We start from the raw sequence: 17639 nt of genomic DNA on the forward strand, positions 1-17639 counted from the left end.
ATAATGACCTAGACAGAAAAACTCGTGCCGCAGCCGCAGGCGGCGACCGCGTTGGGATTGTGGATCCTGAAGGCCGCGCCGATCAGCTCGTCGACATAGTCGATCTCGCTTCCTTTGAGGAATTCCACGCTCATCTCGTCGACGAGCACGGTGGCGCCGTCGCGCTCGATCTTCAGATCGTCCTCGCCGGCCTCGGTCTCCAGGTCGAACACGTAGGAAAAGCCCGAGCAGCCCCCGCCGACCACGGAGACGCGCAGGTATTTCGCCTGCTCCTTCGCCATGATGGCGTTGATCTGCTTCGCAGCGCTCGCCGACAGGCGGATGTCATCGCTCGCGACCTCGGTGCTCATGTCCGGCTCCGGTTTGTGTTCTGGTACCGCTTCGATATATGGACGCTTGCCCGCTTCGGCGAAAGCCCCCTTCCGGGAAGACCCCATGACCCGTTCTCTCGCCCCCTATGCCTGCGACCCGCAGAAGAGCCGCGGCCGGCACTATCCCCAGGCCGAGAGCGCGATGCGCACCCCCTTCCAGCGCGACCGCGACCGCATCATCCATTGCAGCGCCTTCCGGCGCCTGAAGGAGAAGACGCAGGTCTTCGTCGCCCACGAGGGCGATTATTACCGCACGCGCCTGACCCATTCCCTCGAGGTCGCCCAGATCGCGCGCACGCTCGCGCGCGCCCTGAAGGTGGACGAGGACCTGGCCGAGGCGACCGCGCTCGCCCACGATCTCGGCCATCCCCCGTTCGGCCATTCCGGCGAGGATGCGCTCGCAAGCGCGATGGAGGGCTATGGCGGCTTCGACCACAACGCCCAGACGCTGCGCGTGGTGACCCACCTGGAAAAGCGCTATCCCGAGTTCGACGGGCTGAACCTCGCCTGGGAGACGCTGGAGGGCGTGGTCAAGCACAACGGGCCCCTGATGGAGCCCGGCGCGGACGGCAAGGCCCTGCCCTGGGCGATCCGGGCCTATGAGGGCTGGCAGGAGCTGGAGCTCGACAGCTGGACCTCCGTCGAGGCGCAGATCGCGGCGCTGTCCGACGACATCGCCTACAACAATCACGACATCGACGACGGCCTGCGCTCGGGCCTGCTGACACTGGAGCAGCTCGAGGAGGTGCCCCTGGTCGGCGAGGTGTTCCGGCGCTGCCGCGAGCGTCATCCCGGGATCGACCAGGACGTGCTCATCCACGAGGCGGTGCGCGAGATGATCGGGCTGATGGTCGGCGACGTGCTGGAGGAGACGCGCGCGCGCCTGAAGGGCATGGACAGCGCGCAGGCGGTGCGTGACGCGGGCGGGCCGGTCGTCTCCTTCTCCGAGGACATGACCGAGAGCCTCGCCGGGCTTCGCCGCTTCCTCTATGCGAACATGTACCTGCACTACAAGGTCAAGCGCATGAAGGAGAAGGGCAGGCGGATCATCCGCGATCTCTTCAGGGCCTTCCTCGAGGATCCCGGCCTCTTGCCCACCGAGCTGCAGCGCGAGACCGATGGCGCGAGCGGGCAGCGCACGGCGCGCACGGTGTGCGATTATATCGCGGGCATGACCGACCGCTTCGCCATCGGCGAGCACCGCAAGATCTTCCATGTGGAAGGCTGGGGCTGACGGGACGCGCGCCTTCGTCCAAAATTGCTAGACTGTCGCCTGACGGTATTGCGTTTGCGATTCGCATCCCTGTTCGATCAACCCGGGTGAGCCTGATGTCCGACGACGAGCCGAAGCTCGGAGCCTATGCGCCGCCGCCGGAAGATTACGAGACCTTCGACGCGCGCGAGGGCGAGACCGAGCGGCGCGGGCCGATCCTCCTGTTCGCCGCCGTCGCGGTGCTGGTCCTGTTCGCGGCGCTGGTGTGGAACGCCTACCGGCTCGGCGTGCGCGAGCGCGACGCCGCACCCGTGATTCTCGCCGACGAGCAGCCCTACCGCCAGCGGCCGGCCGATCCGGGCGGATACGAGACGCCGGGCCAGGACATCGAGGCCTATTCGCTGCGCGAACCGGCCCCGGCGGAGCCGGAGACGCAGGACGATTCCGAGACCGCCGGGCTTCGCCCCGGCCCGGAAGAGCCCGTCGCGACCCCGCCCCAGCCTTCGCAGACCGAGCTTCCCGAGGTGCGCATCGAGACCGTCGATGCCGACGCGGTCGACGAAGCGGCCGGGGACGTCGAGGCGACGGACCCCGACCGGGAGCCGGCCCGCTCCGAACCCGCGCCGCGCCAGGAGGAGACCCCGCCGCAGCCGGCCGCCGAGCCGCGTGCCGAACCGGCCGACATCGCGCCGGCCGCGGTGACCGGCGACTGGGTGGTCCAGATCGCCGCCTTCCGCACCCGCGCCGAGGCCGAGGAGGCCTGGATCGGCTTCACCAGCCGCTATCCCGATCTCGCCCGGAACCGCGCGCCCTCCATCGTCGAGGCCGATCTCGGCGAGCGCGGCATCTGGTACCGGCTGCGCATCGCCGCCTTCGAGAGCCGCCAGGCGGCGACGAATTACTGCTCCACCCTGTCGGCGCGCGGGCAGGACTGCCTGGTGGCGAGCCGATGAGCGTCACGGCGGCGATCTACGGCTTTGCCGGCACCGAAATCACGCCGGAGGAAAAGGCCTTCTTCCGCGACGCCGATCCCTGGGGCTTCGTGCTGTTCGCGCGCAATATCGACCGGCCGAGGCAGGTCGCGCGCCTCGCGGGGTCCCTGCGCGACATGATGGGTCGCGACGTGCCGATCCTGATCGACCAGGAGGGCGGGCGCGTGCAGCGCCTGAAACCCCCGACCTGGCGCAAGGCGCCCGCCGCGCGCCGCTTCGGCGAGTTGTACGAGCGCGAGCCGGAACTGGGGATCGAGGCGGTCCGGCTCAATCACGAGATGCTCGCCCACGAGCTGATCACGCTGGGCATCGATGTCGATGCCGCGCCGTGCTGCGACCTCGTCGTGGAGGGCGCCGACGCGGTGATCGGCGACCGCGCCTTCAGCCCCGATCCGCAGACCGTGGGCATGCTCGCCCTGGCTGCGCTGGAGGGCCTGCACCGCCAGGGCGTCGCGGGCATCGTCAAGCACATCCCCGGGCACGGGCGGGCCGATGCCGACAGCCATTTCGAGCTGCCGGTGGTGCGCGAGGAGCACGGCCTGCTGTCCGAGACCGACTTCGCGCCGTTCCGGGCCGTCGCCGGAGCGGAAATGGCGATGACGGCGCATGTCGTCTATGCCGATATCGACGAGGAGCATTGCGCGACGCTGTCGCGCGAGGTGATCTCGAACGTGATCCGCACCGAGATCGGTTTCGACGGCCTCCTGATGAGCGACGACCTCTCGATGAAGGCGCTGCGCGGCACGATCAGACAGCGCGGGGAAGGTGCGCTGAAGGCCGGCTGCGACATGCTCCTGCACTGCAATGGCGATATGAAGGAGATGATCGAGGTTGCCCATGCCGCCGTGCGCCTGGATGGCAAGGCGGCCGAGCGCGCGCAGAAGGCCGGGGCCGCCCGCGGCAGGCCCGCCGGGCTCGATCTCGAGGACGCGAGACGGCGTCTCGACGCGTATTTCCGCGAAGCCGGACTGGAGGCGCTGGCGGGGTGAGCGATCTGTTCGAGGAAGATGTCCGCTTCGAGGCGAGCGAGGAAGCCGAGGATACCACCGAGGCCTTCATCGTCGACATTTCCGGCTGGGAGGGCCCGCTCCACCTCCTGCTCGCGCTGGCCCGCAAGAACAAGGTCGACCTCACCCAGATCTCGATCCTCGAACTCGCCGAGCAGTATCTCGACTTCATCCACGAGGCGCGCCGGCACAGGCTCGACATAGCGGCGGAATACCTCGTGATGGCGGCCTGGCTCGCCTATCTGAAATCGAGGATGCTGCTTCCCAAGCCCCGCCCCGAGAGCGACGAGCCGGAACCGGAGGAGATGGCCGCGGCGCTCGCCTTTCGCCTGGCGCGCCTGGAGGCCATGCGCGCGGCGGCCGGCGCGCTCTACCAGCGCGCGCTCCTCGATCGCGACGTCTTCGAGCGCGGCCAGCCCGAAGGCATACGCTCGGTCAAGGCGCCGCAATACGAGGCGGAACTCTACGATCTGCTGAAGGCCTACGCGTTCAAGCGCGAGAAGCAGGCCTTCGCGACCTACCAGCCGGAAAAGCCGCGCGTGTACAGCCTGGAGCAGGCGCGAAAGCGGCTCTCCCTCATCGCCGCGCGCCTGGGCGGCTGGGAGCGGCTCGACGCGCTGCTGCCCGATATCGGCCAGCTCGGCGAGAACGCGCCGCCGCCGAGCTCGGTCATGGCCTCCTCCCTGCTCGCGGCGCTGGAGATCACCAAGGACGGCGAGGCGGAGATGCGCCAGGAGGCGACCTACGCGCCGATCTACATGCGCGCCGGCAAGGGCAGGCCCGCCGGACCGGCCGGCGAAGCAGAGGACCGGGAGGCGTGAGATGACCGACGACGGCGAGCGCGATCCGATCAAGGCCGCGATCGAGGGCCTGCGCCGCCAGGCCGAGAGCGCCCCGCGCGGCGATGGCGGACCGCCGGGCGTGCGCCTGAAGGTCGACAACGAGGTCGAGGGCCTCCGCAGGCTCGAGGCCCTGCTGTTCGCGGCGGAGGAACCGCTCGACATCGAGAGCCTGCAGGCGCGTATCGGCTCCGGCTTCGACGTGCCCGCCCTGCTCAGCGGGCTGCAGGCGAAATATGCCGGAGCCGGGGTCAATCTCGTGGAGGTCGCCGGCAAGTGGCGCTTCCAGACGGCGGAGGACCTGCAGCACCTGCTCCAGTTCCGCCGCGAGGAGCCCAAGAAGCTCTCCCAGGCCGCGCTGGAGACGCTCGCCATCATCGCCTACCACCAGCCCGTGACCCGCGCCGAGATCGAGGACATACGCGGGGTCGCGGTGTCGAAGGGCACGATCGACCTGCTGTTCGAGCAGAAATGGGTACGCCTGCGCGGACGGCGGCGCAGCCCCGGACGCCCGGTGACCTACGGGACGACGGACGCGTTCCTGGAGTATTTCGGCCTGCCCTCCATCGGCGACCTGCCCGGCGTGTCGGACCTGAAGGCGGCGGGCCTGCTCTCCTCGCGCCTGCCGCCCAATTTCGACATGCCCGACCCGGGCCGCATCCCGGCCATCGAGGAAGACCTGTTCGAGGACGAGGCCGAGGCCGCGAACTTCCATGTGGACTTCATGGACGAGGAGGATCGCGGTGAGGAATAGGCTCGCCGCGGCGCTGACCGTCCTCGCCCTCGCCGCCTGCACCCCTGCGCCCGAAACGGCCGTCGAGGACCCCCATGCCGGCTCCCGCCCGATCGCGTGGAACGCGCTCCTGGAGCGCCCGCGCGAAAGCGCCGACGCCCGCATCTTCTACGGGTCCGGGGAGCTGGAATTCGGCGAGCTGTGGCTGCCTGAAGGGCCAGGCCCGCACCCGGTCGTGGCGATGATCCATGGCGGATGCTGGCTCGCCGCCATCCCGGGCACGATCCTGCAGGACTATCTCGCCGCCGACCTGAGACGGCGCGGCATCGCGGTGTGGAATCTCGAATACGCCCGCATCGGCCACGCGGAAGGGGCGTATCCCGGCACGTTCGAGGACATCGCGGCGGGGATCGACCATTTGCGCGTCCTGTCGCCGGAGCACGGCCTCGACCTCGACCGGCTCGTCTTCACCGGACACTCGGCCGGCGGCCATCTCGCCCTGTGGGCGGCGGCCCGCGGCGTGCTGGCCGAGGACAGCCCGCTGCATCGCGAGAACCCGCTGCTGCCCGACGCGGTCGTGACACTCGCCGGGATCAACGATCTCGCCGACTACCGGGCGCACGGGCCGGGCCGCTGCGGCGAGCCGGAGACGGTGGACAACCTGCTCGCCGGGGCCGGCTATGACGACACCTCCCCGGCGGCGATGCTGCCGGTCGGCGTGCCCCAGACGGTGATCTCGGGCGAACTCGACCCGATCGTGCCGCCGGTGCTGGGCGAGCGCTACGTGCTGCTGGCACAGGCGGCGGGCGACGAGGCGGTCTCGATCACCCTGCCGGACGCGGGCCATTTCGAGCTGATCGATCCGGCCGCCCCGGCCTGGGCGGCGATTCTCGCCGAGTACGAGCGCGCGCTCGCACCGGGAACGCCTGACTGAGGCGTTTCATTGGCGATGAAAGCCCGCTAAGCCTCCCCGGCCCTCTTCGTGGAGACCCCTTCATGCCCATGAACACGCTCTGGCGCCTCGTCGCGACCGGCCCGATGACACCGCTGCGCGAGGCCGCCGACCGGCTCGAGGACGCCGATCCCGCCCCGGCCCTGTCCTGGTCCTGCTTCGAGGACGGCGCACCGGACAGGGGACGGCTCGACATCCTGTTCGCCGAGCAGCCGCGCGTCGACGACCTGCTGGAGACGATCGGGCTCGACGCGGACGACCCGGCGATCGAGGTCGATTTCGGCCCGCTGCCCGAGGAGGACTGGGTGCGCCTGTCGCTGGAGGGGCTCAAGCCCGTCGAGGCCGGGCGCTTCGTGGTCCATGGCGCGCACGAGAAGGAGAACATCCCGTCGGGCAAGCTCGCCATCGAGATCGAGGCGGGCCCGGCCTTCGGCACCGGCCATCACGGCACGACGAAGGGCTGCCTCATCGCCTGCGACCGGCTGGAGCGCGAGGGGCTGGAGCCGGCAAGCGTGCTCGATCTCGGATGCGGGACCGGCGTGCTCGCCATCGCCGCGGCCATGGTCTGGCCGGACGCCAGGATCGTCGCCTCCGACATCGATCCCGAGGCGGTGACCGAGACCGGGGTGAATGCGGACAAGAACGGCGTGCTCGACCGCATCGACGCCTTCGCCGCGGACGGCTTCCAGCACGACAAGCTCGACGCGCGCTTCGACCTGATCTTCGCCAATATCCTGGCCGGCCCGCTGCAGGACCTCGCCGTCCAGCTCGCCGACCGGCTGACGCAGACGGGCAAGACCGTGCTGTCGGGCCTGCTGGAGGAGCAGATCGGCGCGGTCGAGGAGGCCTATGCGAAGGCAGGCCTGCGCATCGAGCACACCGATATCATCGAGGGCTGGGCGATCCTGACGCTGGGGCGGTAGGACATGGCCCGCCCGCGCGCGCCCTCCCCGCAAGCGGGGAAAGGGAAACGCGGGCTTGCGAAGCTCCCTCCCCCTCGCCCCCAAAAATCCCGCTTGACATCCATCGAAATATCGGGAAATCTGGATATATGGAAAAGATGAACGCCATCGACGCCCTGTCCGCCCTCGCCCACGAGGCCCGGCTCGACATCTTCCGCCTGCTGGTGCGGGCCGGAGAAGACGGCCTGCCCGCGGGCGAGATCTCGGCCCGGCTCGACATGCGCCAGAACACGGCCTCGACCAATCTGGCGATCCTTCACCGCGCCGGGCTCGTCAGCCAGCGCCGCGAGGGTCGCAGCGTGATCTACGCGGCCGATTTCGCGGGCATGCACGGCCTCGTCGGTTTCCTGATGAAGGATTGTTGTGCGGAGACGCCGGCGCGCGTCGACGCGCTTCTCGAAACCCTCGCGCCGGGCAAAGGAGATTCACCATGCCTCGACTGCACCTCTCCCTGACCGTGAAAGATCTCGATCGCTCGGTCGGCTTCTACACCCGCCTGTTCAAGGCCGAGCCCGTCGTGCTCGAAAGCGATTACGCCAAATGGTCGCTGGATGCGCCGAGCGTGAACTTCTCGATCTCGAGCCGCGGTGAAAACTACGGCGTCGACCATGTCGGCCTCGAGGCCGGAAGCGAAGACGAACTCGCCGAGCTGCGCGAGCGCCTCGTCGCGGCCGACCAGCCGATCTTCGACCAGGAATGCACGACCTGCTGCTATGCGAAGTCGAAGAAGGCCTGGGTGCGCGACCCCGACGGGGTGGCCTGGGAGACCTTCTTCAGCCACGGGCGCTCGGCCGAGTACGGCGACGGCACGCTCGACGAGGCCCGCCTCGCGGGCAAGACCAAGAGCGCGTGCTGCGCACCGGCGTAAGACAGCCGGATCATCCCGGCCGGGCGGTCGTGCCCAGGGCCTGACCGTGTCCGAACGCGGCCGTCCGGCCGGGATGGGTCCGCGCCGCGTGCAAAGCACCGGCGCGGAAGGCTCGCCCTAGCGGCGCTTCCTGACCAGCCCGGAAAGGCCCGTGCGCTCCAGGAAGGCGTTGACGTCGTGGGCGCGCGGCAGTTCGCGGATGCCGGCCCTGGCGCGGCGGCGCTCCATGGCGCGCGTGGTGTCGCAGCCCATCAGGCGGATATGGTCGTCGGCGTGGAACATGGCGGCGCTCCGTCTCTGTCGGTTCCCTGCCGATATGCGCCGCACCGAAGGCCGGGAGAACGCCCACCCGCGCATGCCAGCCATGGCGCCGATGCAAGGGGCGCAGGCGCCCTGGCAGCCATGGAACCGGCAGGGCCTCCCGCGGCGTTCATGCCGGTGAGTCCCATGAGCAGACCGAAGGGAGCCCCGCCATGAGCGCCACGCAAGTGCGCAATCTCGACGATTCCATCCACCGCACCAACGAGTGGCTGCGCGATCTTCAGGAGAAGCTCGGCGCGGACGACCGCGGTGCCGCCTATATCGCGCTGCGCGGCGTTCTGAAGGCGCTGCGCGACCGGCTGCCGACCGACGACGCGGCCCATCTGGGCGCGCAGCTGCCGATCCCGATCCGCGGGGTCTATTACGACCAGTACCGCCCGTCCGACCAGCCCAATGTCGTGCGCGAGCCGGAGATCTTCCTGTCGATGATCGGGGACGGGTTCGGCGACGCCAACAATCTCGGCTTCGGCCCGGAAGAGGCGGCGCGCGCGGTGTTCGAGCTCCTCAACGAGAAGATCGACACCAACGAGGCGCAGAAGGCCCGCCACATCCTCAATGACGAGCTGAAGGCCTTCTGGCCGAAGGCGGCCTGAGGCCGGCCATCACGATCTGCTGACAGGGCGCACGCGGGCGATTGAAAGCGCCCGCGTGCGCGCCTAGGCTCCGCGCCATGACACACCCGATCCAGAATTTCGACGTCAAGGGCGGGCCCGGACACGGGCGCCGCAACCTTCCCAAGATTCGCGCCGTGCTGGAGGCCGCCGGCCTCGACGGCTTCATCATTCCCCACGAGGACGAGTACAACAACGAGTACCTGCCCGCGAACGCGGAGCGGCTCGCCTGGGCGACCGGGTTCACCGGGTCGGCCGGCGCGGCCGTCGTGATGCGCGACCGGGCCGCCGTGCTCGTGGACGGGCGCTATACCGCCCAGGTGCGCGTTCAGGTCGACGGCGAGCTGTTCGAGTATGCCGACCTCGTCGAGCAGGGCATTGCCGGCTGGATCCGCGACAACGCGCGCGAGGGCGAGCGCATCGGCTACGATCCCAAGCTCCACTCCCCCGATTCCCTTGCCCGGATCGAGGAGGCCGCGAATAAGGCGAAGGCCGAACTCGTCAGCCTGGACAAGAACGTGGTCGACGAGGCCTGGGAGGACCAGCCCGCTCCCCCGCAGGCCCCGGTCGTTCCCCACCCCACCGAGTTTGCCGGCGAGGACCATGCCTCCAAGCGCGAACGCATCGCCGCGGCGGTGAAGGAGGACGGTGCGGACGCGGCCGTGATCACCGACCCGGCCTCGATCGCCTGGCTGCTGAACATTCGCGGCGGCGATGTCGACCGCTCGCCCCTGCCGCTCGCCTGGGCGATCCTGAACAGGGACGCGAGCGTCGATCTCTTCATCAACGAGAGGAAGCTGACCGACGAGGCCCGCTCCCATCTCGGCAACGAGGTCGCGATCCGGCCCGAGGCCGAGTTCGCCAAGGGGCTGAAATCGCTGTCCGGCAAGACGGTGCGCGTGGACGGCTCGACGGCCTCGGTCTGGGTGTTCGATCAGCTGGAGGAGGCCGGTGCCAGGGTCCAGAGGAAATCGGATCCCGTCGCCCTGCCCAAGGCCTGCAAGAACGCCGCGGAGATCGAAGGCGCGCGCCAGGCCCATATCCGCGACGGCGCGGCGATCGTGAAATTCCTGCACTGGCTAGACACGGTCGCCCAGTCCGGCGAGGTCGACGAGATCACCGCGGCCCAGACGCTGGAGAAGTTCCGCACCGCGATCCCCGAGCTGAAGGACCTGTCCTTCGAGACGATCTCGGGTGCCGGACCGAACGGGGCCCATCCCCACTACCGGGTCAATACCAGCACCAATCTCAAGCTCGAGAAGGGCTCGCTCTACCTGGTGGACTCCGGCGGGCAGTATCCCGACGGCACGACCGACATCACCCGCACCGTCCCGATCGGCACGCCGACGGCGCAGATGCGCCGGCATTTCACCCTGGTGCTGAAGGGCCATATCGCGCTCTCGCGCATCCGGTTCCCGAAGGGGATCACGGGCAGCCAGCTGGACGCGCTCGCGCGTGCGCCGCTGTGGATGGCCGGCTTCGATTATGATCACGGCACCGGACACGGGGTGGGCAGCTATCTCGGCGTCCACGAGGGCCCGCAGCGCATTTCCAAGGCCCAGAATTCCATCGCCCTACAGCCCGGAATGATCGTGTCCAACGAGCCCGGCTACTACAAGCTCGGTGCCTACGGCATCCGCATCGAGAACCTGCAGGTGGTCACCGAGCCGGAAGAGATTCCCGGCGGGGACCGCAAGATGCTCGGCTTCGAGACGCTGACCATGGCCCCGATCCACACCGGTCTCGTCGACGTCACCCTGCTCGATGCCGGGGAGGTCGCCTGGCTCGATGCCTATCACGCCACCGTGCGCGAGCGCGTCGGCCCGCGGGTCGAGGGCGAGGTCAGGGCCTGGCTCGACGCGGCCACCCGTCCGCTGACGGCGGCGACGCCGTGATGGGCGCCGCGGCCGTATCCGCCCGGGGCCTCCGCGCCCTCGCCGCGGCCGCGCTGTGCCTGGTTCTGGCGGCGTGCTTCGTCTCTGCCGGGCCCCTGATCGGGCCGGACGAGACCGTCACGCCGCTTCAGCCGGGCGTCTATTCCTTCCACGACGCCGAGGCCGGCGAGGCGCCGGAAGTCACATGGCGCGGGGAGATAAGCTTCACGCAGGACGGCGTGATGACCTCGCCGGCCGAGGGTTTCGACTATCAGGGCGCACGCATGGCGGTGCTGCGCCCGGGGGTCTGGATCGTCCAGCATCCGCCCGAGGACGGCGAGCAGGACGAGGGATATGCCTACACCCTGCTCTACGCCGATACCGAAACGGAAGGGCGCTATTACGCCGAGCTGCCGGTGTGCGAGGCGCTGAGCCTCGCGGTGCAGGCGAGCCTCGGGCTCGAACTCGTCGACGATGTGTGCACCGTCGACAGCCTGGACACGCTGCGCGACGCGCTGCTCGCCTACGAGGTCGAGCGCGCCGACGACTTTCCCGCCTTCCCCGAGGGGCGCAGCTATCTGGTGCGCGAGGGCGATCTGTGAGGCGCTGCGTGGCGGCGCTCGCCGCCCTCGTCCTGCCGCTGATCTCGGCCTGCTTCTACTCGCAGGAGGAGCTGATCGGCTTCTGGGGCGCGGACCGCGCGCTCGCGCCCGGGCTCTACACCCACACGCCCTACGATCCGCAGGGCCAGGAGTGGGACCGGCCGACCTGGCGCGGGGAGATCGCCTATGAGGGCCGGCGCTATGTCAGCGAGGTGGCCGATTTCCCGCACCAGAACGCCCGCCTGAAGCGGCTGGACGGCGATATCTACATCGCCCAGTGGCCGCGCCGGGACGGCATCGGGTACGGGATCCTGTTTCTCTACGGGGACATGGCGACCTATCACCAGCCCGATTGCTCCGCCCTGCCCCGCGCCGTGCGCGAGGAGACCGGGATCACGCTCGGCGAGGAAGGTTTCTGCGAGATCGCCGATCTCGACCAGCTCGAGGCGGTGATCCGCTCCTATCTGGTGCAGCGGGAGGGCGATCTGCGCATCGACGGCATCTACCGCCGGGTGCGGTGAGGCCTATTTCGGCTTGCCGGGAGTGAAACTCGGGCTGTCAGAGGCCGGGAAGGTCTCCTTCATCGCCTCGTCGACCTTCTCCTCCTGGCTCATCACGTCCTTGTCCCTGCGCGACTTAGACTCTTCGGCCTTCCTCTGGGCCTTCTCGGCGAGACGCTCCTGCTCGACCGTCACCTCGTCGAGCGCGTCGGTCGTCTCGCGCCCGCGCGGCAGCTGCTCGCCGAAGCGCTCGCCGCGTCCGCCGGCTATGCCTTCGTCGACGGGCACGCGGCCCGGATCGGCATCGCCGCGCGCCGGACGGCGCTGGTCCTCGCGCCCGAGGTGCTTGTCCTCGTCGAACGCCTCGGCCTCGACCTGATCATCGGCCGGGTCGTCGAACGGGGCATTCTCCGTCTTCGCCGGATTCTTGAAAGGCTTGCTCTCGCTGTAGCGATCGGCCATCGGACAGACCTCCCTGTTTTCCTTCGCGTTATCGAGACAACGCGCCAGGGCGGGATGACGATCCGGGGAAGGTGCGTGCGCTATGCCTGCAGGCGCTGCGGAGCGTGGTCCCAGACCGCGTCGTTGGCGGCGCGTGCGGTGAGGCGTCCCCCACCCTGAAGCTCGCGCAGCTGGGCGAGCGTGACGATGGAGACGTCCGCGAGGCGGATCTGCACGTCGCGGGGAGTGCGCGCGGCGGTGGGGCGCACGGCGAGCATCGCGTTCGCCTCGCCGGTCTTCCACGCGACCATGGCGGAGAGGAACAGCGCCTTGTCCGGGCGCTCGCGCGCGATCTCGGGGAACTCGAAGATCGTCTCTCGCACGAGCTTGATCGTCTTGGCGACGTTGAAGGACTTCAGCACGGCCGGGTCGAGCGGGGTGTGCGCCGAGAGCGCCGCCTCGCGCGGATCGCCGACATCGAACACGACATCGTTGAACAGAAACAGCATGGCGCGCCTGACCTCCCGTGAAGGTCCCCTGGAAGACACCACCAGTATCGCGCAGGCGCGTTAAGACTTCTCAACCGGCTCGGTAAGGAAATGTCGACCATGACGGTCCTCGATCTCGATCACCCAGAGATCGGGATCGTCCTCGAGCCGGCGCGCCGCATAGGCGTCGGCGCGCGCCTCTTCCAGGCTGTCGCCGAGCGGCTGGCTCCACACGCGCTCGCCGGAAAAGTCGGTGACCGGCACGAACAGGCGCGCCGTCCCGTCCAATAACGAGACCTTGACCAGCACCGCGCCCGCATCGGGGTCGCCGCGGCGTGCCACGTAGATGGCCGCGCCGCCCGATTCAGCGCGCCAGCGCAGGGCGTCGACCCAGAATCGGGTTTTCAGATCGCTCATTTTTCTTGATGGCAGACCAATTGCTTAATAAAGTCCTAACCGAGGGGATTGTTTCATGTCGATACGCTCAGCGTTGCTGCGCCTTTTGTCGTTGGCTGCCGCCATGATGGCGTCGGCTTCTCCAGGATATTCCAGCGATCTGCGTCCTGCACGCTCCGAGGAGCTCACGCTCGCCTCGCTCGATGCGGCCGCGCGGCTGCGTCTCGACGAGGACCAGGCCCTCGTGCGGGTCGATTTCGATCTGGCGCCGGGTGCGCGCGCCGAGGCGGTCGAACTCATTCTCGTCGCCCGGCCGAAGAGCGATGCCTCGGGGGGGCGCATCTCGGTCTCCATCAATCGCGGACGCAGCGTCGTTCTCGCCCCGCGTGCGGAGAGCTTCGAGGCTCGCTTCGCCCTCTATTCCGAGGCGGTGCGGCCGGGCACGAACACGCTCAACCTCGTCTTCGAGGCCGGCGGCGAGGACGGCTGGATCCTCGATGCCGAGGCCAGCCGGTTGCGCGTCTCTGCCGCTCCGGCGGCGGGCTATGACAGCCTGTCCGACATCGAGGCGGCGCTCGCCTCCGACTATGCCACGCCGCGGCGCATCCATGTCGACGCGCGCGAGGCCGGAGTGCAGGAGACCGCCGTGGCGGCGCTGACGGCCCAGGGCCTCGCCCTGCGCCTCGGCGAAGCGCCCATCCTCGTCAACGAACCCTCGGTCGCCGAGCTGACCGTGCGCGCGGTCGCCGATCCCGCCGCCGTAACCCCGGCGATCGTCATGACCGGCCCCTCGGAAATCCAGCTGAGCGCGACCGACTCCAGCGCCCTCATCGCCGCCGCGCGCCTGTTCGCCGCGCGCTCGATGGAGGGCCAGGAGCGCCGCTTCGGCGCCGCCCAGGCCCTGTCCGCCCCCCGCCTCGTCTTCACCGAGACCGCCGCGGCGCCGGCGTCCTCAGACCTCGCCCATCTCGCTGCGCTCGGCGCCCCCTTCGGAGCCGAGCAGGGCAGTCGCACTGCCGTGGTGATCGCGGGAGCGGATCCCGAAAGCCGCGCGGCCGCGCTCGCCGTCATCGGGCGCGCGGCCCTCGCCTCGGGCTCGGCCTGGATCTATGGCTGGTTCGGCGAGGATGTGCAGCTCGCGCCGGCCAATCACAATCTTCTCGTGCTCGGCCCCATGGACACGATGGACGCCCGTCTCATCGAAGCCGCCCCGTCCGAGGTGCGCGCCGCGACCGATGCCGCCCGCGCCCGCACGCCCCGCGACAGCCATTATTTCGGTTCCACCGCTTTCGCCGCAGAGGAGACGCGCGCGCTCGGGGACGTCACCGGGATCGCCGCCATCTTCGACGACCGCCGCGGACGCACCGTCGCCCTGATCACCGCGCCGGAGGGGGCCGACTTCGCTCGCGCCGCCAAGCGTCTCGCCCGTTCCACGCTGTGGGACGGGATGGAAGGCCGCGCCGTGCTGTGGGACGCCGCCGCGGTCACCGCCTTCGGTCCGAGCACCGGCCCGGCCTTCTCGCGCGAGGCCGTGACGGTCTTCCTGCGCCGCAATGACCGCTGGGTCGCGCTCGGCGCGTTCTCGCTCGCCGTGCTCCTTCTGATCGCCGGCGGCGCCGTAAACCGGACAGCAAGCCGTCGGGTGTAAGACTGGCGGGCATGTGGATGCCCGCCCTTCTCCTCGCCGCCGCGATCGGCGATGCCGCCCCGAGCGAAGCGGAGGCGAATTTCCGCATCCGCGCCCAGGCGCTCGCGGCCGACGAGGCCTGCGATCTCTTTGCCGAGCCGGAGCGGCGCTTCCTGGAAGCCGGGCTCGCCCAGGCCCGGCGCGATCTGACCGCCGCCGGGTTAGAGTCCACCCGGATCGAGGCGGCGCTCTCGCGCATCCGGGCCGACCGGCGCATGGCGGCGTGCGACAGCGAACCGGTCCGGGCGATCGCCGAGACCGCACGCGCGGCCGCCGTGGAGATGCTGCGCCAGCCGACCTTCCCCTTCCAGGGCACTCACCGGACCTGGCGGGTCGACCGCACCCGCTACGACTTCGTGCGCTGGCCGGTGCTTCAGGAGATGGACGGGGCACGCTTCGGGCGCGCGGTGAGCGTGCCGGACCCGAACCCCCGCGACCGCGTCGACGCGCGCGAGACGGCGCCCGCCTTCGTGATCGCCGGAGAGAGCGAGGCCACGAGCGCGGTGCTGGTGCTGCGCGATGGCGCGAAGGCTCCCGAGCCCTATGACCGAACGCTCGCCGGCCTTCTGCCGCCGCCGGACGGGGCGGCGATCGCCCGCTTCAGCGCCCCGCCTCACGGCGAGCGCCGAGTGTTCGCCTCGGCCCGCCTCTCGCCCGAACGCGCCCGGCGCCTGCTGAGCGAGGGCGAGCGCGCCGAGGCGCCGGCCTCCGGCTTCGTCTTTCCCGAGGAGACGCTGGGCCTGCTCGCCGCGCTCGCGCCGAACGAGGCCGCGGCGATCGAGCTCTTCGACGCGCGTGGACAGCGTCTGGCGCGCTACTGGATCGAGATCGGCCATCTGCAGGCCGCCCTCGATTTCGCGGCCCTGCCCTATGAGGGATACGGCGTGCGCTAGGTGTCCGCCGTCAGGCCGCGCCGTGGGCCTTGGAGATCATTTCCCCGGCGCTCTGGGCGCGGCGGATCTGCTCGTGCACGGCGAGCGGCTCGAACGCGGCGACCTCGCCGCGGGCCTCGACGAGCACCGGCAGGCGCACGGTCACCGTGGTGCCCTCGCCCTGGACGCTCTGCACGTTCATCGACCCGCCATGCATCTCCGCCAACATGCGCACGAGCGAGAGGCCGAGACCGGAACCGCGCTCGTCGATGCCCTGCGCCGAGCGGGTCTGGGTGTAGCGCGCGCCGAGCGAGCCGATCTCCTCGGGCGCCATGCCAACGCCGCTGTCGCCGACCGCCAGAAGGAGCTGGTCGCCCTGGGCGCGCGCCATCACGGCGACGGCCCCGCCGGCGGGCGTGAACTTGATCGCGTTGGAGACCAGGTTGAGCAGGATCTGGCGCACCGCCTTGCGGTCGGCCTCCACTTCCAGCGCGTGGTCGCCGGCATCCACGCTGAGGACCAGGCCTTTGTCCTCGGCGCGCAGGCGCATCATCTTCGCGCAGGTCTCCACCACGTCGCGCGCGTCGAAACGGTCGGTGACCAGCTCGTAGCGGTCGGCCTCGATCTTGGACATGTCGAGCACGTCGCCGATCAGGTCCAGCAGATGGATGCCGCTCTCGTGGATGAGGTCGCCATATTCGGCGTAGCGCGCCGGAAGCGGGCCGAACAGGCGCTGCTTCATCACGTCGGAGAAGCCGATGATCGCGTTGAGCGGGGTACGCAGCTCGTGGCTCACCGCGGCAAGGAACTCCGATTTCGCCCGGCTCGCCGCGAGCGCTTCGTCGCGCTCGGCGCGCAAGGTCTCGACCTCGGCGCTCTGCGCCTCGTCCTCGCGGTCGAGGCTGAGAACGAGGCCCTGCCCGGCCAGCGCACCGCGCGCCTGGACCCGGGTCTCCTCCCCGCGGCCGCCGCGCACGGCGAAGCCGAAGCTCGCCTCCGCGCCACCGCCTTCGAGCCCATCCGACAATCCGGCGCGCACGGCCTGCGCACCGGCTTCGTCGAAGGCGAAATCGGTCAGGGGCAGGCCCGTGAGTTCGCGCGGCGCGCCCGGGACCAGGCGGCGCAGCGCCCGCGAGGCCGCGGTCACCCGGCCCGCCGTGTCGACCGCGACGAGCGGCGCCGGCGCATGGGCAAAGGCCTCGGCAGCCGGCCTCAACCGGCGCGCCTCGGCGCGCGCGGCATTGAGCCGGGCGGCGTGGCGAAGGCTTGCGACCAGCGCGCAGGCGGCCAGGAAGCCGGCCATCATCACGACCGGCGCGGATTCCAGCGGCATGCCGGGCGCGCCTGCGGGCGCGAGTGCCTCGAACACGGCAAAGCCTGCGAACGTCGCGGCGTTCACCGTCCAGGACAGGCCGGCATCGAGCTGGCGCCCGCTCGCGGCGAGTGCCGCGGGCCCGGCGAGGAAGACCAGGGCTGCCGGCGTCAGCACGCCGCCGAGCGCGGCCGTGGCGGCAAGCGCGGGCAGGACCCAGGCAAGCGCCAGGATCAGGCGGTTCAAGCCGAGCCTGAGCGCGCGCGATCCGGCGATCTTCAATCCGATGAAGCCGGGCAGCGCAGCCGTGGCCCACAGGGCGAGGCCGCCCGCGCTAACGCCCTGTTCACCCTGGTTGATGAACGCGCCGCCCGCGACCACGCCCAGCCAAAGGGCGTGGACGAGCCGGCCGGCCGTCCGGTCCAGCAGCAGCAGCGGGCGAAGCGATTGACGCATCAGGGATTATTCCGACTCACAACCGGTCAGTACCCCTGCACCGTCCTCCCGCTGCATTAACAATTATTGAATCCTGCCTAAACCTCCCGGTCATACTTGGAGGACAGCCTGTTTGCGGGCAGTATGGTCCCGCCTCCCAGCA

21 protein-coding genes are annotated in these 17639 nt (G+C 69.9%); 15 read left to right on the plus strand and 6 right to left on the minus strand.

Features of this window, described 5'->3' with window-relative positions; genetic code table 11:
- Nucleotides 1-8: 8 nt before the first annotated feature.
- Entirely contained in the window at nucleotides 9-350 is a 342-nt protein-coding gene (gene erpA / locus JW792_RS06990; protein WP_135996412.1) for an iron-sulfur cluster insertion protein ErpA, read from the minus strand.
- Between the two features lie 85 nt (nucleotides 351-435).
- On the opposite strand from erpA, the gene JW792_RS06995 reads away from it, so the two are divergent.
- The 9 genes from JW792_RS06995 to JW792_RS07035 all read left to right on the plus strand — a co-directional run bounded on the left by JW792_RS06995 (nucleotide 436) and on the right by JW792_RS07035 (nucleotide 7937).
- Nucleotides 436-1605 (plus strand): deoxyguanosinetriphosphate triphosphohydrolase, encoded by a 1170-nt coding sequence (locus JW792_RS06995; RefSeq protein WP_135996411.1) that lies wholly within the window; start codon nucleotides 436-438, stop codon nucleotides 1603-1605.
- A 95-nt stretch (nucleotides 1606-1700) separates the two neighbouring features.
- Nucleotides 1701-2537 carry an SPOR domain-containing protein gene (locus JW792_RS07000; protein WP_135996410.1) on the plus strand — a complete coding sequence of 279 codons (837 nt, stop codon included), beginning with the start codon at nucleotides 1701-1703 and terminating at the stop codon, nucleotides 2535-2537.
- Complete coding sequence (nagZ, locus tag JW792_RS07005; protein ID WP_135996409.1) at nucleotides 2534-3565, plus strand: beta-N-acetylhexosaminidase; 1032 nt, start codon at nucleotides 2534-2536, stop codon at nucleotides 3563-3565. Before JW792_RS07000 ends, nagZ begins: the two co-directional genes overlap by 4 nt.
- Nucleotides 3562-4404, plus strand: a complete 843-nt coding sequence (locus JW792_RS07010) for a segregation and condensation protein A (RefSeq protein WP_135996408.1) — start codon at nucleotides 3562-3564, stop codon at nucleotides 4402-4404. Before nagZ ends, JW792_RS07010 begins: the two co-directional genes overlap by 4 nt.
- A 1-nt stretch (nucleotide 4405) precedes the next feature.
- Nucleotides 4406-5176 (plus strand): SMC-Scp complex subunit ScpB, encoded by a 771-nt coding sequence (gene scpB, locus JW792_RS07015; protein WP_135996407.1) that lies wholly within the window; start codon nucleotides 4406-4408, stop codon nucleotides 5174-5176.
- Complete coding sequence (locus JW792_RS07020) at nucleotides 5166-6089, plus strand: alpha/beta hydrolase family protein (protein ID WP_158291623.1); 924 nt, start codon at nucleotides 5166-5168, stop codon at nucleotides 6087-6089. Before scpB ends, JW792_RS07020 begins: the two co-directional genes overlap by 11 nt.
- Before the next feature lie 62 nt (nucleotides 6090-6151).
- On the plus strand, nucleotides 6152-7030 hold the full coding sequence (locus tag JW792_RS07025; protein WP_241095089.1) for a 50S ribosomal protein L11 methyltransferase: 879 nt from the start codon (nucleotides 6152-6154) through the stop codon (nucleotides 7028-7030).
- A 128-nt stretch (nucleotides 7031-7158) separates the two neighbouring features.
- Entirely contained in the window at nucleotides 7159-7524 is a 366-nt protein-coding gene (locus JW792_RS07030) for an ArsR/SmtB family transcription factor (RefSeq protein WP_135996405.1), read from the plus strand.
- Nucleotides 7500-7937 (plus strand): ArsI/CadI family heavy metal resistance metalloenzyme, encoded by a 438-nt coding sequence (locus JW792_RS07035; RefSeq protein ID WP_135996404.1) that lies wholly within the window; start codon nucleotides 7500-7502, stop codon nucleotides 7935-7937. Before JW792_RS07030 ends, JW792_RS07035 begins: the two co-directional genes overlap by 25 nt.
- A 117-nt stretch (nucleotides 7938-8054) precedes the next feature.
- Here the strand turns inward: JW792_RS07035 and JW792_RS07040 are convergent, their stop codons facing one another.
- A complete protein-coding gene (locus JW792_RS07040) occupies nucleotides 8055-8219 on the minus strand; it encodes a hypothetical protein (RefSeq protein ID WP_158291622.1) in 165 nt (54 codons plus the stop codon).
- 191 nt (nucleotides 8220-8410) lie between these two features.
- On the opposite strand from JW792_RS07040, the gene JW792_RS07045 reads away from it, so the two are divergent.
- From JW792_RS07045 to JW792_RS07060, 4 genes are all read left to right on the plus strand, one after another.
- Nucleotides 8411-8851 carry a DUF2267 domain-containing protein gene (locus JW792_RS07045; RefSeq protein WP_135996403.1) on the plus strand — a complete coding sequence of 147 codons (441 nt, stop codon included), beginning with the start codon at nucleotides 8411-8413 and terminating at the stop codon, nucleotides 8849-8851.
- A gap of 77 nt (nucleotides 8852-8928) precedes the next feature.
- On the plus strand, nucleotides 8929-10764 hold the full coding sequence (locus JW792_RS07050; protein WP_135996402.1) for an aminopeptidase P family protein: 1836 nt from the start codon (nucleotides 8929-8931) through the stop codon (nucleotides 10762-10764).
- The gene (locus tag JW792_RS07055; protein WP_135996401.1) at nucleotides 10764-11345 is read left to right on the plus strand and encodes a hypothetical protein; all 582 of its coding nucleotides are present in this window, start codon (nucleotides 10764-10766) and stop codon (nucleotides 11343-11345) included. The genes JW792_RS07050 and JW792_RS07055 overlap by 1 nt, the downstream gene beginning before the upstream one ends.
- 8 nt (nucleotides 11346-11353) lie before the next feature.
- Nucleotides 11354-11866, plus strand: a complete 513-nt coding sequence (locus JW792_RS07060; protein ID WP_135996400.1) for a hypothetical protein — start codon at nucleotides 11354-11356, stop codon at nucleotides 11864-11866.
- 3 nt (nucleotides 11867-11869) lie between these two features.
- Here JW792_RS07060 and JW792_RS07065 read toward each other — a convergent pair whose 3' ends face one another.
- The 3 genes from JW792_RS07065 to JW792_RS07075 form a co-directional block, all read right to left on the minus strand.
- A complete protein-coding gene (locus JW792_RS07065; RefSeq protein ID WP_135996399.1) occupies nucleotides 11870-12307 on the minus strand; it encodes a hypothetical protein in 438 nt (145 codons plus the stop codon).
- Nucleotides 12308-12387: 80 nt separating this feature from the next.
- Nucleotides 12388-12795 carry a hypothetical protein gene (locus JW792_RS07070; RefSeq protein WP_135996398.1) on the minus strand — a complete coding sequence of 136 codons (408 nt, stop codon included), beginning with the start codon at nucleotides 12793-12795 and terminating at the stop codon, nucleotides 12388-12390.
- 60 nt (nucleotides 12796-12855) lie between these two features.
- Nucleotides 12856-13191 carry a DUF1491 family protein gene (locus JW792_RS07075; RefSeq protein WP_135996397.1) on the minus strand — a complete coding sequence of 112 codons (336 nt, stop codon included), beginning with the start codon at nucleotides 13189-13191 and terminating at the stop codon, nucleotides 12856-12858.
- A 103-nt stretch (nucleotides 13192-13294) separates the two neighbouring features.
- Here JW792_RS07075 and JW792_RS07080 point away from each other — a divergent pair, with 103 nt between their 5' ends.
- Both JW792_RS07080 and JW792_RS07085 read left to right on the plus strand, forming a co-directional pair.
- Entirely contained in the window at nucleotides 13295-14818 is a 1524-nt protein-coding gene (locus JW792_RS07080) for a hypothetical protein (RefSeq protein WP_135996396.1), read from the plus strand.
- Nucleotides 14819-14835: 17 nt separating this feature from the next.
- Nucleotides 14836-15750 carry a hypothetical protein gene (locus JW792_RS07085; protein WP_135996395.1) on the plus strand — a complete coding sequence of 305 codons (915 nt, stop codon included), beginning with the start codon at nucleotides 14836-14838 and terminating at the stop codon, nucleotides 15748-15750.
- Between the two features lie 10 nt (nucleotides 15751-15760).
- On the opposite strand, the gene JW792_RS07090 is transcribed toward JW792_RS07085, so the two are convergent.
- Complete coding sequence (locus JW792_RS07090) at nucleotides 15761-17497, minus strand: sensor histidine kinase (protein ID WP_135996394.1); 1737 nt, start codon at nucleotides 17495-17497, stop codon at nucleotides 15761-15763.
- Between the last annotated feature and the right edge of the window lie 142 nt (nucleotides 17498-17639).

The organism is Marinicauda algicola (assembly GCF_017161425.1).
Classification (GTDB): domain Bacteria; phylum Pseudomonadota; class Alphaproteobacteria; order Caulobacterales; family Maricaulaceae; genus Marinicauda; species Marinicauda algicola.

Excerpts from the sequence above, each read along its gene's own strand:
- erpA (WP_135996412.1), bottom strand. The coding sequence starts at position 350 with ATGAGCACCGAGGTCGCGAGCGATGACATCCGCCTGTCGGCGAGCGCT.
- JW792_RS06995 (WP_135996411.1), top strand. The coding sequence starts at position 436 with ATGACCCGTTCTCTCGCCCCCTATGCCTGCGACCCGCAGAAGAGCCGC.
- JW792_RS07000 (WP_135996410.1), top strand. The coding sequence starts at position 1,701 with ATGTCCGACGACGAGCCGAAGCTCGGAGCCTATGCGCCGCCGCCGGAA.
- nagZ (WP_135996409.1), top strand. The coding sequence starts at position 2,534 with ATGAGCGTCACGGCGGCGATCTACGGCTTTGCCGGCACCGAAATCACG.
- scpB (WP_135996407.1), top strand. The coding sequence starts at position 4,406 with ATGACCGACGACGGCGAGCGCGATCCGATCAAGGCCGCGATCGAGGGC.
- JW792_RS07025 (WP_241095089.1), top strand. The coding sequence starts at position 6,152 with ATGCCCATGAACACGCTCTGGCGCCTCGTCGCGACCGGCCCGATGACA.
- JW792_RS07030 (WP_135996405.1), top strand. The coding sequence starts at position 7,159 with ATGGAAAAGATGAACGCCATCGACGCCCTGTCCGCCCTCGCCCACGAG.
- JW792_RS07035 (WP_135996404.1), top strand. The coding sequence starts at position 7,500 with ATGCCTCGACTGCACCTCTCCCTGACCGTGAAAGATCTCGATCGCTCG.
- JW792_RS07040 (WP_158291622.1), bottom strand. The coding sequence starts at position 8,219 with ATGTTCCACGCCGACGACCATATCCGCCTGATGGGCTGCGACACCACG.
- JW792_RS07045 (WP_135996403.1), top strand. The coding sequence starts at position 8,411 with ATGAGCGCCACGCAAGTGCGCAATCTCGACGATTCCATCCACCGCACC.
- JW792_RS07050 (WP_135996402.1), top strand. The coding sequence starts at position 8,929 with ATGACACACCCGATCCAGAATTTCGACGTCAAGGGCGGGCCCGGACAC.
- JW792_RS07055 (WP_135996401.1), top strand. The coding sequence starts at position 10,764 with ATGGGCGCCGCGGCCGTATCCGCCCGGGGCCTCCGCGCCCTCGCCGCG.
- JW792_RS07065 (WP_135996399.1), bottom strand. The coding sequence starts at position 12,307 with ATGGCCGATCGCTACAGCGAGAGCAAGCCTTTCAAGAATCCGGCGAAG.
- JW792_RS07070 (WP_135996398.1), bottom strand. The coding sequence starts at position 12,795 with ATGCTGTTTCTGTTCAACGATGTCGTGTTCGATGTCGGCGATCCGCGC.
- JW792_RS07075 (WP_135996397.1), bottom strand. The coding sequence starts at position 13,191 with ATGAGCGATCTGAAAACCCGATTCTGGGTCGACGCCCTGCGCTGGCGC.
- JW792_RS07080 (WP_135996396.1), top strand. The coding sequence starts at position 13,295 with ATGATGGCGTCGGCTTCTCCAGGATATTCCAGCGATCTGCGTCCTGCA.
- JW792_RS07085 (WP_135996395.1), top strand. The coding sequence starts at position 14,836 with ATGCCCGCCCTTCTCCTCGCCGCCGCGATCGGCGATGCCGCCCCGAGC.
- JW792_RS07090 (WP_135996394.1), bottom strand. The coding sequence starts at position 17,497 with ATGCGTCAATCGCTTCGCCCGCTGCTGCTGCTGGACCGGACGGCCGGC.